This is a genomic window from Microbacterium sp. NPDC064978 (genome assembly GCF_044543605.1).
Lineage (GTDB): Bacteria > Actinomycetota > Actinomycetes > Actinomycetales > Microbacteriaceae > Microbacterium > Microbacterium meiriae.
The window spans coordinates 263,364-276,598 of record NZ_JBITWF010000001.1; the positions used below are offsets into that span (position 1 = coordinate 263,364).

The 13,235-nt window shown below is 70.5% G+C and carries 10 protein-coding genes; 8 read left to right on the plus strand and 2 right to left on the minus strand.

Annotated features, from left to right (window positions below):
• Window positions 1–44 precede the first annotated feature (44 nt).
• Genes polA through ACIGJI_RS01340 form a run of 7 tightly spaced genes read left to right on the plus strand, consistent with a single transcriptional unit; the run spans window position 45 to window position 9,304 of the window.
• Window positions 45–2,678 carry a DNA polymerase I gene (polA, locus tag ACIGJI_RS01310; protein ID WP_363443944.1) on the plus strand — a complete coding sequence of 878 codons (2,634 nt, stop codon included), beginning with the start codon at window positions 45–47 and terminating at the stop codon, window positions 2,676–2,678.
• 40 nt (window positions 2,679–2,718) lie between these two features.
• Entirely contained in the window at window positions 2,719–4,395 is a 1,677-nt protein-coding gene (locus tag ACIGJI_RS01315) for a DUF885 domain-containing protein (protein ID WP_363443947.1), read from the plus strand.
• A 55-nt stretch (window positions 4,396–4,450) separates the two neighbouring features.
• Complete coding sequence (locus ACIGJI_RS01320; RefSeq protein WP_187661483.1) at window positions 4,451–5,485, plus strand: LLM class flavin-dependent oxidoreductase; 1,035 nt, start codon at window positions 4,451–4,453, stop codon at window positions 5,483–5,485.
• 51 nt (window positions 5,486–5,536) lie between these two features.
• Window positions 5,537–6,889 (plus strand): MFS transporter, encoded by a 1,353-nt coding sequence (locus tag ACIGJI_RS01325; RefSeq protein ID WP_259954863.1) that lies wholly within the window; start codon window positions 5,537–5,539, stop codon window positions 6,887–6,889.
• Window positions 6,890–6,917: 28 nt separating this feature from the next.
• Window positions 6,918–7,673 carry an SGNH/GDSL hydrolase family protein gene (locus ACIGJI_RS01330; protein ID WP_101845740.1) on the plus strand — a complete coding sequence of 252 codons (756 nt, stop codon included), beginning with the start codon at window positions 6,918–6,920 and terminating at the stop codon, window positions 7,671–7,673.
• 19 nt (window positions 7,674–7,692) lie between these two features.
• Window positions 7,693–8,439: an SUMF1/EgtB/PvdO family nonheme iron enzyme gene (locus ACIGJI_RS01335; protein WP_363443951.1), complete on the plus strand. Its 747-nt coding sequence runs from the start codon at window positions 7,693–7,695 to the stop codon at window positions 8,437–8,439.
• Between the two features lie 52 nt (window positions 8,440–8,491).
• On the plus strand, window positions 8,492–9,304 hold the full coding sequence (locus tag ACIGJI_RS01340; protein ID WP_280565464.1) for an arginase family protein: 813 nt from the start codon (window positions 8,492–8,494) through the stop codon (window positions 9,302–9,304).
• A 15-nt stretch (window positions 9,305–9,319) separates the two neighbouring features.
• On the opposite strand, the gene ACIGJI_RS01345 is transcribed toward ACIGJI_RS01340, so the two are convergent.
• The gene (locus ACIGJI_RS01345) at window positions 9,320–10,501 is read right to left on the minus strand and encodes a DUF4232 domain-containing protein (protein WP_363443954.1); all 1,182 of its coding nucleotides are present in this window, start codon (window positions 10,499–10,501) and stop codon (window positions 9,320–9,322) included.
• Window positions 10,502–10,519: 18 nt separating this feature from the next.
• Window positions 10,520–11,845, minus strand: a complete 1,326-nt coding sequence (locus ACIGJI_RS01350; RefSeq protein ID WP_315636870.1) for an MFS transporter — start codon at window positions 11,843–11,845, stop codon at window positions 10,520–10,522.
• A gap of 319 nt (window positions 11,846–12,164) precedes the next feature.
• Here ACIGJI_RS01350 and ACIGJI_RS01355 point away from each other — a divergent pair, with 319 nt between their 5' ends.
• Window positions 12,165–13,232 carry a GNAT family N-acetyltransferase gene (locus ACIGJI_RS01355; RefSeq protein WP_363443957.1) on the plus strand — a complete coding sequence of 356 codons (1,068 nt, stop codon included), beginning with the start codon at window positions 12,165–12,167 and terminating at the stop codon, window positions 13,230–13,232.
• The last annotated feature ends 3 nt before the right edge of the window (window positions 13,233–13,235 follow it).

Below are 13,235 nucleotides of genomic sequence, written 5' to 3' on the forward strand. Positions count from 1 at the left end.
CATCCTCCTCTGCGGGTGTCCGTGCTCCTCGTTAGGCTGACAGGGTGACGGACTCCGCAAAGCCTACCCTCATGGTCGTCGACGGCCACTCGCTCGCCTACCGGGCCTTCTTCGCCCTCCCGGTGGACAACTTCACCACCAAGGACAACCAGCACACGAACGCCATCTACGGGTTCCTGTCCATGCTGGTCAACCTCATCAAGGCCGAGCAGCCCACCCACCTCGCGATCGCGTTCGACACCTCCCGCCACTCGTTCCGCACCGACGAGTACCCGGAGTACAAGGCCACCCGATCCGAGACGCCGCAGGAGTTCAAGGGCCAGATCCCGCTGCTGCAGGACTGCCTCGCCGCGATGTCGATCCCGGTGCTGACGCAGGAGGGCATCGAGGCCGACGACATCCTCGCCACCCTCTCCACGCAGGGCGCCGCCCAGGGCTACGACGTGCTCGTGGTCTCCGGAGACCGCGACACCATCCAGCTCGTCACCGACGACGTCACGCTGCTGTATCCGTCTGTGCAGGGTGTCTCGCAGCTCAAGCGCTACGACCCGACGACGGTGCAGGAGCGCTACGGCGTCCGTCCCGAGCAGTACCCCGACATCGCCGCCCTCGTCGGTGAGACCAGCGACAACCTCCCCGGTGTGCCGAAGGTGGGGGAGAAGACGGCCGTCAAGTGGCTCACGCAGTTCGGCTCCCTCGACGAGCTGCTCGAGCGTGCCGGCGAGATCAAGGGCGTGGTCGGCGGCAACCTCCGCGATCACATCGACGACGTCCGCCGCAACCGCAAGCTCAACCGCCTGCTGACCGACGTGGAGCTGCCGGTGGCACCGGCCGATCTCGCGGTCGCCCCGATCGATGCCGAGGCCGTCCGCGACATCTTCGCCCGACTCGAGTTCCGCACGCTGCTGCCGCGGGTCTTCGAGGCCGTCGGTGCGGGCGAGGTGGCCGACGACCCGGCCTCCGTCGTCGAGATGCCGGCGCCGGCACAGGTGTCCGCCTCCGATCTGGCCACCTGGGCCGCGGCTCAGAGCGGAGATATCGCTCTCCGGGTCGTGGTGCAGTCCGGCGCACCCGTGCGCGTCGGCGTCGCCACCGGGAGCGAGCTGCGCGAGCTCGACTGGTCGGAGGAGGCGGCCGCGGCGCTGCGCACGTGGCTGGAGTCCGACGCGCCGAAGGTGTTGCACGACGCCAAGCCGCAGGTGAAGGCGCTGCTCCGTCACGGGATCCGTCTCGGCGGGCTCGCCTACGACACGAGCCTCGCCGGCTGGCTGCTGCGTCCGAGCTTCCCGGACAAGACGCTGTCCGACCTCGTCCAGCGCTACCTGGGGGAGAAGCTCCCCGAGGCCGATCCGTCGCAGCTCGTGCCGGAGACCGAGGGTGCCACCCCGTCGCAGGAGGCGTGGTTCATCCTCCGCGTAGCCGAGGCCCTGCGAAACGATCTGCCCGAGCCGGTCGACGCCGTGCTCCGCGACATCGAGCTGCCGACGCTCCGCACCCTCGCCGACATGGAGCTCGCCGGCGTCGCCGTCTCGCACGAGGTTCTGTCGACGTTCTCGGCCGAGCTCGCGACACGGGCGGATGCGCTGGCCCAGGAGGCGTTCTCGGTCGTCGGCCGCGAGTTCAACCTCGGGTCGCCGAAGCAGCTCCAGGAGGTGCTGTTCGAAGACCTGCAGCTTCCGAAGACGCGCAAGACGAAGACCGGGTACTCGACCGATGCGGCCGTGCTCGCCGACCTCCAGGAGTCGCACCCGCACCCGTTCCTCAGCCTGCTGCTGCAGCACCGCGAGGCGACGAAGCTGCGGCAGATCATCGAGTCCCTCGACACCGCGATCCGCGAGGACAATCGGGTGCACACGACCTATGTGCAGACCGGCAGTCAGACCGGGCGCCTGTCCAGCACCGACCCGAATCTCCAGAACATCCCGGTCCGCACCGAGGAGTCGCGGCGCATCCGCAGCGCCTTCGAGGTCGGCGAGGCGTACGAGACCCTGCTCACCGCCGACTACTCGCAGATCGAGATGCGGATCATGGCGCACCTCTCGGGTGATGAGGGGTTGATCGAGGCCTTCAACAGCGGCGAAGACCTGCACCGTTTCGTCGGCGCCCGCGTGTTCGGCGTCGATCCGTCCGAGGTCACGCCGGCGATGCGCACCAAGGTGAAGGCGATGTCGTACGGCCTCGTCTACGGGCTCTCCGCGTTCGGGCTGTCCAAGCAGCTGCGCATCGAGCAGTCGGAGGCCAAGCAGCTCATGGTGGAGTACTTCGCACGGTTCGGTGCGGTCCGCGACTACCTGCGCGCCTCGGTGATGAAGGCCAAGGAGGTCGGCTACACCGAGACGATCTTCGGACGTCGGCGGCCGTTCCCCGATCTCGCGAGCCCCAACCGCGTGCTGCGCGAGAACGCCGAGCGGGCCGCGCTCAACGCCCCGATCCAGGGCAGCGCGGCCGACATCATGAAGATCGCGCTGTTCCACATCCACGACGACCTCCACGCCGCGAAGCTGGAGTCGCGGGTGCTGCTGCAGATCCACGATGAACTCGTCGTCGAGGTCGCTGCGGGGGAGTGGGACGCGGTGGAGCAGATCGTCCGCACGCGGATGGGTGACGCCGCGCAGCTCTCCGTGCCGCTCGACGTGCAGGTCGGCCGCGGTCGGGACTGGAACGAAGCCGCGCACTGATCCCGGTGGCCGGAGGGGGGCGGGGATTAGGCTGGAAGGCATGACTTCTGCACCCCGCACTCCCTCCGCCATCGACAGGGTCGCCGATGAATGGGTCGACACGATCGCCGTGCTGGCGCCGACTCTCGGCACGTACATCGGCCGCTCCGAGGTCAACGACCGATTCGGCGACCTGAGTCCGGAAGGTCACGAGGAGATCGCCGCGGCGACGCGGGCCACACTGGACAAGCTGGCCGCGCTGGAGCCGGTCGACGCGATCGACGAGGTCACCAAGACCGATCTCAGCGCCGAGCTGCGCCTCGACCTCGAGTTGCACGACGCGAAGTGGCACCTGCGTGATCTGAACGTCATCGCATCCGCCGCGCAGGACGTCCGCTCCGCCTTCGACCTGATGCCCACCGCGACGGTCGAGGACTGGGAGGTCGTCTCCACCCGACTCTCCGCCGTGCCGGCGGCGCTGCGCGGGTACATCGAGACGCTCCGTCTGGGCATCGCCGAGGGGGTCACTCCCGCCCGCCGCCAGGTCGCGGAGGTCGCGACGCAGATCGACCGCTACATCGCCGACGACGGCTTCTTCGCGGCGTTCGTCGCGCACGCCGATCCCGAGGAGGGTCAGCTTCCCGCCTCGCTCGCCCGCACGCTGGCGGACAACTCCGCGGCTGCCCGGGTCGCCTACGGCGAGCTGCGGCGCTTCCTGGCCGAGGAGCTGGCCCCCGAAGCCGGTGAGACGGACGCCGTGGGGCGCGAGCTCTACGCCCTCAACTCCCGGCGTTTCCTCGGCGCGACCATCGACCTCGACGAGACCTACGAGTGGGGCCGGGAAGAGCTCGCCCGCATGGTGGCCGAGCAGACGGCGATCGCGAACGAGATCCTTCCCGGAGCCTCCGTCGAGGAGGCCGTCGCGCATCTGGAGTCGGACTCCGCCCGTAAGCTCGTCGGTACCGAGGCGCTCCAGCGGTGGATGCAGGAGACCAGCGATCGAGCGGTCGCCGAGCTGGGTGCCTCGCACTTCGACATCCCGGAGGCGATCCGCACGCTGGAGTGCATGATCGCGCCGACGCAGGAGGGCGGGATCTACTACACCGGTCCCACCGACGACTTCTCGCGCCCCGGTCGCATGTGGTGGTCGGTCCCCGAGGGCGTCACCGAGTTCGACACGTGGCGCGAGCTCACCACCGTGTACCACGAGGGTGTGCCGGGGCATCACCTGCAGATCGCCCAGGCCGTCTACAACCGCGCCGAGCTGAACTCCTGGCGGCGGCTGCTCGCCGGCACGTCGGGGCACGCGGAGGGCTGGGCGCTGTACGCGGAGCGGCTGATGGAGCAGCTCGGTTACCTCGATGACCCGGCGGATCGCCTCGGCATGCTGGATGGGCAGCGGATGCGGGCGGCGCGCGTGGTCCTCGACATCGGCGTGCACCTCGGCAAGCCCCGACTCGAGGGCGAGGGCGTCTGGGATGCCGAGTACGCGCTCGACTTCCTCCGCCGCAACGTGAACATGTCGGACCAGTTCGTGCAGTTCGAGGTCAACCGGTACCTCGGCTGGCCGGGTCAGGCTCCGTCGTACAAGGTCGGTCAACGCATCTGGGAGCAGGTCCGCGACGCCGTGCAGCAGGCGGAGGGCGACGCGTTCAGCTTCAAGGGCTTCCACAAGCGCGCCCTCGATCTCGGCGGCGTCGGACTCGACACGCTGCGCAGCGCGCTGCTCCCTCGGTGACGGGAATGCCGGCCCGAGTCCGCGTGTTCCATTCACCTGAATAGGAAGGTGTGACATGGGCATCGAATTCGGGCTGGACACGTTCGGCGACATCACCCGGGATCAGGACGGCGAGCTGCTCAGCGGCGCGCAGACCATCCGGAACGTCGTCGCGCAGGCGGAGCTGGCCGACACCGTCGGCGTCGACTTCTTCGGGGTGGGGGAGCACCACCGGCGCGAGTTCGCGGTCTCGTCCCCGGAGATGGTGCTCGCGGCGATCGCGGCGCGCACTGAGCGCATCCGGCTGGGCACTGCCGTGACCGTGCTGTCCTCGGACGACCCGGTGCGTGTGTTCGAACGCTTCTCGACCCTCGACGCCCTGTCCGGCGGCCGGGCGGAGGTCGTCCTCGGGCGCGGTTCGTTCATCGAGTCCTTCCCGCTGTTCGGCTACGACCTGCGCGACTACGACCGGCTCTTCGAGGAGAAGCTCGAGCTGTTCGTCGAGCTCCTCAAGGAAGAGCCCGTCACGTGGTCCGGCTCGCTGCGGCCGTCTCTCGACAACGCGGACGTCTTCCCGAAGACCGAGAAGGGCCTGCGCACGTGGGTCGGCGTGGGTGGCAGCCCGGAGTCCGTCGTGCGTGTCGCGCGTCACGGTCTCGGCCTGATGCTGGCGATCATCGGCGGCCCGGCCGGGCGGTTCAAGCCGTTCGTCGACCTCTACCACCGCTCGGTCGCCTCCTTCGGGACGACCGCCCACCCGGTGGCCGTGCACTCACCCGGTCACATCGCGCCCACCGACGCGGAGGCGTGGGACGAGGCCTACCCGGGCTTCGAGGCGATGAACAACACCATCGGTCGCGAGCGAGGCTGGCCGCCTTACAGCCGCGCGCGCTTTCAGAACGACATCGGTCCGGAGGGCTCGCTCTATGCCGGTTCGCCGGAGCGCGTCGCGGCGAAGATCGCCGACACGATCACGACCCTCGGGCTCGGCCGCTTCGACCTCAAGTACGCGACCGGCACCCTGTCGCACGAGTCGATGATGCGCAGCATCGAGCTGTACGGCACCGAGGTGATCCCTCGGGTGCGGAAGCTCCTCGCCGACCGCGACTGAGCGGGCGTCATCTCGCGGCTCGGCGGGACGGGCGGCCCTACGATGAGAATCATGGCCGATACCGCCCTGCCGAGCCGCACCTCGCTCGCCGAGCGCCTCGACGTCCTCCCGTTCACCCGCCGGCACCTGCGCCTGCTCACGGGCTCCGGCGTCGGCTGGGCGCTCGACGCGATGGACGTCGGACTCATCTCCTTCATCATCGCGGCGCTCTCACAGCAGTGGGATCTCACGAAGGGGGAGGCCGGCTGGATCGCCTCGCTCGGCTTCGTCGGCATGGCGGTCGGCGCAACCCTCGGCGGTCTTCTCGCTGACCGCTTCGGCCGCCGGCAGGTGTTCGCCCTCACGCTGCTCATCTACGGCGTGGCCACCGGAGCGAGTGCGCTGGTCGGATCAGTGGCGGCGCTGCTCGTGCTGCGGTTCTTCGTCGGCCTCGGCCTGGGAGCGGAGCTGCCGGTCGCCTCGACCTACGTGAGCGAGTTCGCGCCCGCGCGCATCCGGGGACGGCTGATCGTCATCCTCGAAGCCTTCTGGGCTGTGGGCTGGACGGCGTCTGCCGTCATCGGGTTCTTCGTCATCCCCGCCTCTGAGGCAGGCTGGCGGTGGGCCTTCGCGCTCGGCGCGATCCCCGCGGTCTACGCCCTCGTCGTGCGGTGGGGTCTGCCCGAGTCGCCGCGCTGGCTGGCGTCCCGCGGACGAATCGCGGAAGCCGACCGCATCGTCGCCGCGTTCGAGGCCGATGCCGGTGTCGAGCACACCCCGCAGATCCGGAAGGAGCCGGCGTCGCGGGCGATCGCGATGACGGCGCGTGCCCGGCTCGCTGCGCTCTGGAGCGTCGAGTTCCGGATGCGGACCGCCTGCCTCTGGCTGGTGTGGCTTGCCGTCAACTTCGCCTACTACGGGGCGTTCATCTGGATCCCGAGCATCCTCGTCGACGCGGGATTCGACCTCGTCCGCTCGTTCGGCTTCACCCTCATCATCACGCTCGCGCAACTCCCGGGCTATGCCGTGGCCGCCTGGCTCATCGAAGTGTGGGGCCGCCGGGTCACGCTCTCGGTCTTCCTGCTGGGGGCGACCGCCTCGGCCGTCGTCTTCGGCACCGCCACGACGGTGCCGATGATCATCGGCGCAGGCATGGCCCTGTCGTTCTTCACCCTCGGTGCGTGGGGTGCGCTGTACGCGGTGACGCCGGAGATCTACCCGACCTCGCTGCGCGGCACGGGGGCCGGCTGGGCCGCCGGGGTGGGCCGCATCGCCTCCATCGTGGCGCCCCTCGCCGTTCCCGTCCTCCTCGGGGCCGGCGGCGCGCCCCTGCTGTTCGTCGTGTTCGCGGCCTGCTTCCTCGTCGCCGCCGCGGCGGCCTGGGGTCTCGTCGATCGGAGCGGAGCGGCGCTGGACGACCGGTGACGTCCGGGACCGGGAATAGGCTGGGCGCGTGGCTGATGTACGTTTCGTCGCGATAGGCGACTCCTTCACCGAAGGCGTGGGCGATGTGCTCCCCGATGGGCGCGAGCGCGGCTGGGCCGACATCGCCGCGCAGGGATGGGCGGATGCCGCGGGGCACCCCATCCAGTACGCGAACCTCGCGATCCGGGGGAAGCTGGCGTGGCCGATCGTCGAGGAGCAGCTCGAGCCCGCGTTGGCCCTGCGCCCCACGCACCTGTCGTTCAACGGCGGGGGCAACGACATGCTGCGGCCGCGGACGGACGTCGAGCACATCGCCGACGCGTTCAGCCGGGTGCTGCGGCGGTGCGACGAGGAGGGGGTGACGATGATCCTGCTCTCCGGTGCCAACCCCAGCGGGCAGCTTCCGATGGGATCGCTCGTGCAACGCCGCGGCGATCTGCTCTCCGAGGCGGTCCTGCGGCGCATCGAGGACCGGCCCGACGTCATCCGTGCCCTCAACTGGCCGGACACGGAGCTGTCGAAACCCGCGTACTGGTCGGAGGACCGGCTGCACATGAACGCGGCCGGCCACCACCGCGTCGCGGCCCGCGTGCTGCACGGGCTCGGCTTCGAGCCGCCGGCAGCCTGGTGGGCGCCGCTCGACCGCTGGACCGCAGGGCCCGGGGGCCTGGCGTACTACCGGGAGTTCGTCGGCCCGTGGGTGCGACGGCGCGTGACGAGGACCTCATCCGGGGACGGCCGCGCAGCGAAGTATCCGACCTGGGTCGAGCGGACCCCGGCATGAGCGGCGCCACGCCCCGCGGATGAGCGACATCGAACTCGTCCGTCTCCCCGCCGGGACTGTCACGCTGCACGACGCCCGGCGCCGCACCCGCCGGACCGTCGAAATCGAGCCGTTCTCCCTCGCCGCCTTCCCGGTGACGGAGGAACAGGTCACCGAAGTCCTGGGCACACCATCACGGCATCCTCGTCGCCCGGTCGCCGACGTGAGCTGGCTGCGGGCCATCCACTTCTGCAACGCCGCCTCGGAGTGGGACGGACTCGATCCCGTGTACCACTTCGAGGGTGAGGACGTGGCCTGGGACACCACAGCGGACGGCTACCGCCTTCCGACCGAGGCCGAGTGGGAGTACGCCTGCCGAGCAGGCTCCACCGGGCCACACTATGCGCCGCTGGCCGAGGCCGCCTGGACCGCGGCCGACGGAGTGGGCACGCCGCAGGACGTGGGCGGAAAGCTCCCGAACCTGCACGGGCTCTTCGACACGCTCGGCAACGTGTGGGAATGGTGCTGGGATCTCCTCGACCCCGCGCGGTACGACGACTATCGGGTCTTTCGCGGCGGAGGATTCGCCGACGACGCCTGGAGCGTGCGCGCGTCCGTTCGCCGCGGGGGAGCGCCGCGCATGCACCATGAGGACGTCGGTTTCCGCGTTGCTCGGGGCGCCTTCGACACCGAGGATGAGGCGCAGGGCTGGTCGGCGGCCGCGGACCGGGAGCGGGCCTTCGTCGACGGCGGTCTGCCCTCGGGCTGGACCCCGCGCCGACGGTAGCCCGCGCCGGGCGGTTTTGGTCGCCCACTCTGCGCGGTGGGAGACTGAAGGGATGACCACGCCGTTCGCGCTCATCCTCAACCAGGGTCGCGTCGCCGACCGCACGGACGGAGCCCTCGTCGGGGCACGCCGCGTCGCCGACGCGCTGTCCGCGCTCCTGCAGCGGGAGCCCGTCGTGGTCGGTACCCCGGAGCCGGCTCGGATGGACGACTGGTCGGTCGCGCTGCCCGAAGCTGCGGAGACGCTCACGGGCCTGCGTGACGCGGTGCAGGAGGCGATCGCCGCGGATGCGACGCCGCTCCTCGTGACGAACACCTGTGCGGCGAGCCTCGGAACGCTGCCGAGTGTCGCCGAGCACCACCCCGACGCAGTGGTGCTGTGGATCGACGCGCACGGCGACTTCAACACGCCAGACACCACCGACTCCGGCTACCTCGGCGGCATGGTCCTCGCCGCCGCCTGCGGGCTGTGGGACAGCGGCCACGGGGCGGGCATCGACCCCAAGCAGGTCATCGTCGTGGGCGGTCGCGACATCGATCCCGCCGAGGGGGAGCTGCTCGCCGGTGCAGGAGTGACCGTCGTCAGCCCCGCGGAGAGCACCCCGGAGCGGCTCAGGGCGCTCATCGCCGGGCGACCGGTGTGGATCCATGTCGACTGGGACGTCTTGGAGCCCGGTTACATCCCTGCGGCCTATCGCGTCGGCGACGGTCTGCTGCCGCACCAGGTGGCCGCGCTGTTCGCCGCGATCCCGTCGGCGGACGTCCGCGGCGTGGAACTCGCCGAGTTCGAGGCGGGCGACGCGGAGGTGCCCGAGCGCGTCAGCGTCGAGTTGATCGTGGAGACCGTCCAGCACCTCCTGCGCTGACGGCGCGGAGTGCCGTCACGGCGTGGCGGGTGCGGCGCCGAGGTGCCACGCGGTGATCTCGACCTCGGAGCCCGACACGATGTCGAGCTCGACCGGCCACGAGCCGCGGTCATACCCAGGGAGCAGGGCGGTGTGTAGCGCACGTGCCACGAGAGCGCCGTCCGTGGCATTGGCGTCCCATCCGATCACCGCGGTCGCCTCGCCCTGGGGCGGCACGGTGACGGGCGCGGAGCCGGGGTCGGTCGCCAGGAAGGACGAACCGGGCCGCACCTCGACGTCGAGCGCATGGCCGTTCTGATCCGCGAACGCGATGTCGGGATACCCCTCGACCACGCACGGCTCCTCGCTGACGTTCATCAGACGGATGCTCTGGGCACGGTGCCCCGTGGCCCCGTCGGCGGTTCCGAGTAGCAGCATGGCCCGGTCGGGGGTGCAGGCGTCCGCGGGGAGCTGCGGTGTCGACGCCCCCGGGGCCCGCTCCGGCACCGGATCGCCCACGGCCGCCGGATCGACGAAGGCTCCGGACTCGTCAGTGGTGCCCTGCAGCGCGGCGTTCTCCTCGACGATCTGGCGCTGCCACGCGGCATCGGCCAGGCTCCCGATGATGATGAGTGCGACCACGCTCGCGAGAGCGAGACCGAGGAGGCGCGGGGACCACCGCCGCGCGGGTTCTCCGCAGGCTCTCCGCGAAAGCGCCCAGGCGGGGATCCAGCCCCAGGCGAGTCCCCAGTAGGCGGTGTCTGGAGCGGACTCCACGACCGCCGCGGTCAGACCGTGCACGCCGGAGAGAGGGAGGAAGGACAGCACCCGGGTGACGTCGTCGCACAGCCCGACGGCCGTACCGGCGAGGACGGCGCCGAACCAGAGCACGAGGAACGCGGGAGCCCGGCCGACGCCCTGCGCGCCGCGTGCCACGACCCAGACGACGCTGCACAGGACGGCCGCCGTCATGGCCAGCACCGGGACGCCCCACGCGCCGGGGAGCAGCCAGGCGTGACTCTGCAGCGGGCCGATACCGACGAAGCTCAGCACTCGCGTCAGCACGATGTCGGAACCGGTCAGTCGGGCGATGGCGCCGGAGACGATCCACAGTGCGCCGAGGAGCAGCCCGGCGAGCAGCCCCGCCGTCGACGGCGGCCTCGTGCGACCGTCTCGGGCGCTCGGGAGGGCGGCGGTCGACGGGGGAGCGGAGGCCATGCCTCATCCTAGGGGCGCTCAGCGACGCCGGTCGGGATCCAGCCCCATGCGGATCCGCGTCCGCTTGCGTTCGATCAGGATGAACACGACTCCGAGGACCCAGAGCGGGATCAGGGTGAGGAACGCGACACGGAACGCGTCGAGCGTGTAGGTGTCCGGGGTGCCGGCGCCCTGGGCGTCGAGGAGGAGACCGATCACGAACACGGCGATCAGGGCAGCGATGAAGCCGCCCGCGTTCGTCACGCCGGTGGCCGTGCTGAGGCGATGCACGGGGTTGTGCGTGCGGGCGTGGTCGAAGGCGATCATCGACGCGGGGCCGCCGGTCGCCAGAGCGACCGCCAGGACCCAGAGCAGCCAGTCCGGGGCGGGGCCGGGGAGGGCGATGACCGCGATCCAGGCCGCCATCTGCACGCCGACCGCGGGGAGGACGAGGGCGAGCGAGCGGTGGTTCGGCAGGCGGCGGGAGAGATCGCCGATGATCGGGCCGAGGATCATGCCCGCGACCACGTAGATCGATATGATCCCCGCCGCGTGGGAGGTGGTCAGGCCCTCGCCGGCCGTGAGGAACGGCATGCCCCACAGCAGCACGAACACCGTGCCGGCGAACGGTGTGGTGAAGTGCGACCAGAACGCGAGCCGTGTGCCGGGATGTGCCCAGGCCGCCCGGATGCCGACGCCCGTGTCGATCGCCGACGTCACGACACGCACGACTCCGGTGTCCGTGTTCACCGACACGTCCGGACCGCTCTCGGCGGGGTTGTTGCGCACGATGAGCCACACGAGGATCGTGAAGAGCAGACCGAGCCCGGCGATGCTGCCGAACGTGATCGACCAGGTGGTGGCGTGCAGCAGGGCGGCGACCGGCACCAGCGCGATCAGCTGCCCCGCCTGCCCGATGATCCCGGTGAACTGGACCATGACGGGGCCGCGCTGCGCGGGGAACCATGTGGCCACCAGTCGCAGCACGGCGGGGAACACGGCGGCGTCGCCGGCTCCGAGGAGGACACGCGCGACGATCGCGATGCCGATGCTGGGGGAGAGGGCCATGGTGAGCTGTCCGGCCGCCATGAGCAGCATCCCCGCCGTGATGATCGGACGGGATCCGTAGCGATCGAGGAGGACGCCGACCGGAATCTGCATCCCGCCGTACACCGCGAGCTGCACGACGGCGAACAGTGCGAGCGTCGAGGCGTCCGCCTGGAAGCGGTCGGCGGCCTCGACACCGACGGCACCCAGCGATGTGCGGTTCGTGATGGCGAGCACGTAGGCCGCGACGCCGACGGACCAGATCGCCCAGGCCCGCCACCCCGGCGTGGAGACGGGGGAGTGGGAGACCTGAGGCACCCTTCCACGCTACTCCTGCGTGGAGCGCGGGCACGCACAGCGGTTGGAGCGAACTTTTCGCGGAATCGTCGCCCTCACGCGGGTGCGGCGAACCGGACGATCTCCTCGGCCACGGCCTGTGGCATGGAAATGTACGGTGAGTGGCTCGCCGACAGTGTGCGCGAGTCGCTGGCGGCCGGATCCTACAGGAGCCGTATGCGTTCCCCGGTGGCCGGCGCCTCCACTTCGCCGACCCGAGCGGCAACGAGCTCGGCGTCTGGTCCTCCCACTAGGCGCTGCAGATCACAGCGCGGGGGCGGAGGAGTGCCAGACTGCGAGGATGAGTCTCGTGCCCCGCATCCCGGAGATGGACACCTCGCGCCTCCGCCTGCGCAGGCAGGCGATCGAGGACGCGCCCGTGTTTCGCCACCTGTGGACCGAACGCGACGAACGAGTCCCCCCGCACCGGCGGCTCGACTCGGACGGTCGCCCCGACGTGGACGACATCCGAGCGCATATCCGCGATGCCGAGGAGTCGTCGCTGCTCACCGTGGAACGCATCGACACCGGGGATCCGATCGGGTACTGCGGCCTCGTCTACGGCGGCGAGGGGGTGGGCACCGAACCAGAGCTCGCGTTCGAGCTGCTGCGCGCCGAGCACAACCGGGGGTACGCCACCGAAGCTGCTCAAGCCGTCCTGACATGGGCAGACGGGGCGGGCTTCGACCGCGTCTGGGCCGGCGTCTGGGAATGGAACCTCCCGTCCCGGCGGGTGCTCGAGAAGCTCGGCTTCGTCGAGTCCGGACGGGAACGCCCGTCCTCCGCCCACGGTCGAAACATCCTGACCGTCAGGACGCGCACTGCCGTTCCCCGCATCGTCAGCGGCGAGATCACCCTGCGCCCGTTCGAACCAGACGATCTCGATGCGGTGATCGAGGCCTCCACGGACCCTTCGATCACGTCGGTCACGAGCGTGCCCGTCGCCCCGGGCAGGGCGGAGGCCGCCGCATGGGTCACACGTCAGCACCAGCGTCTGCTGTCGGCCGAGGGGTATTCCTACGCGATCGAGCGCCAGGGGGAGTGCGTGGGCCAGATCGGTCTGTGGCTCCGTGACATCGAGCAGGGGCGGGGAACGGTCGGGTACTGGATACGGCCCGGTCGTCGGGGGCGCGGAACTGCATCCATGGCTCTTCGCGTCCTGTCGGAGTGGGCGTGGACGATCGAGGATCTACAGAGGCTGCAGGCTCACGTCGAGCCGGGGAACGAAGCGTCGTGTCGGACTATCGAGCACGCGGGCTTCGTCCGCGAAGGGCTGCTCCGCTCCTGGCAGACCATCGCCGGAAGCCGTCGCGACATGTTCGTCTATGCTCTGGTCCGGCCGGACGCTCCAGGTACCCTTTCCGTATGACGC

Bases quoted from the DNA above. Each gene is read 5' to 3' on its own strand.
- ACIGJI_RS01335 (WP_363443951.1), top strand. From the start codon at position 7,693: ATGAGCGACATCGAACTCGTCCGTCTCCCCGCCGGGACTGTCACGCTG.
- ACIGJI_RS01355 (WP_363443957.1), top strand. From the start codon at position 12,165: ATGAGTCTCGTGCCCCGCATCCCGGAGATGGACACCTCGCGCCTCCGC.
- ACIGJI_RS01345 (WP_363443954.1), bottom strand. From the start codon at position 10,501: ATGGCCTCCGCTCCCCCGTCGACCGCCGCCCTCCCGAGCGCCCGAGAC.
- ACIGJI_RS01320 (WP_187661483.1), top strand. From the start codon at position 4,451: ATGGGCATCGAATTCGGGCTGGACACGTTCGGCGACATCACCCGGGAT.
- ACIGJI_RS01315 (WP_363443947.1), top strand. From the start codon at position 2,719: ATGACTTCTGCACCCCGCACTCCCTCCGCCATCGACAGGGTCGCCGAT.
- ACIGJI_RS01325 (WP_259954863.1), top strand. From the start codon at position 5,537: ATGGCCGATACCGCCCTGCCGAGCCGCACCTCGCTCGCCGAGCGCCTC.
- ACIGJI_RS01340 (WP_280565464.1), top strand. From the start codon at position 8,492: ATGACCACGCCGTTCGCGCTCATCCTCAACCAGGGTCGCGTCGCCGAC.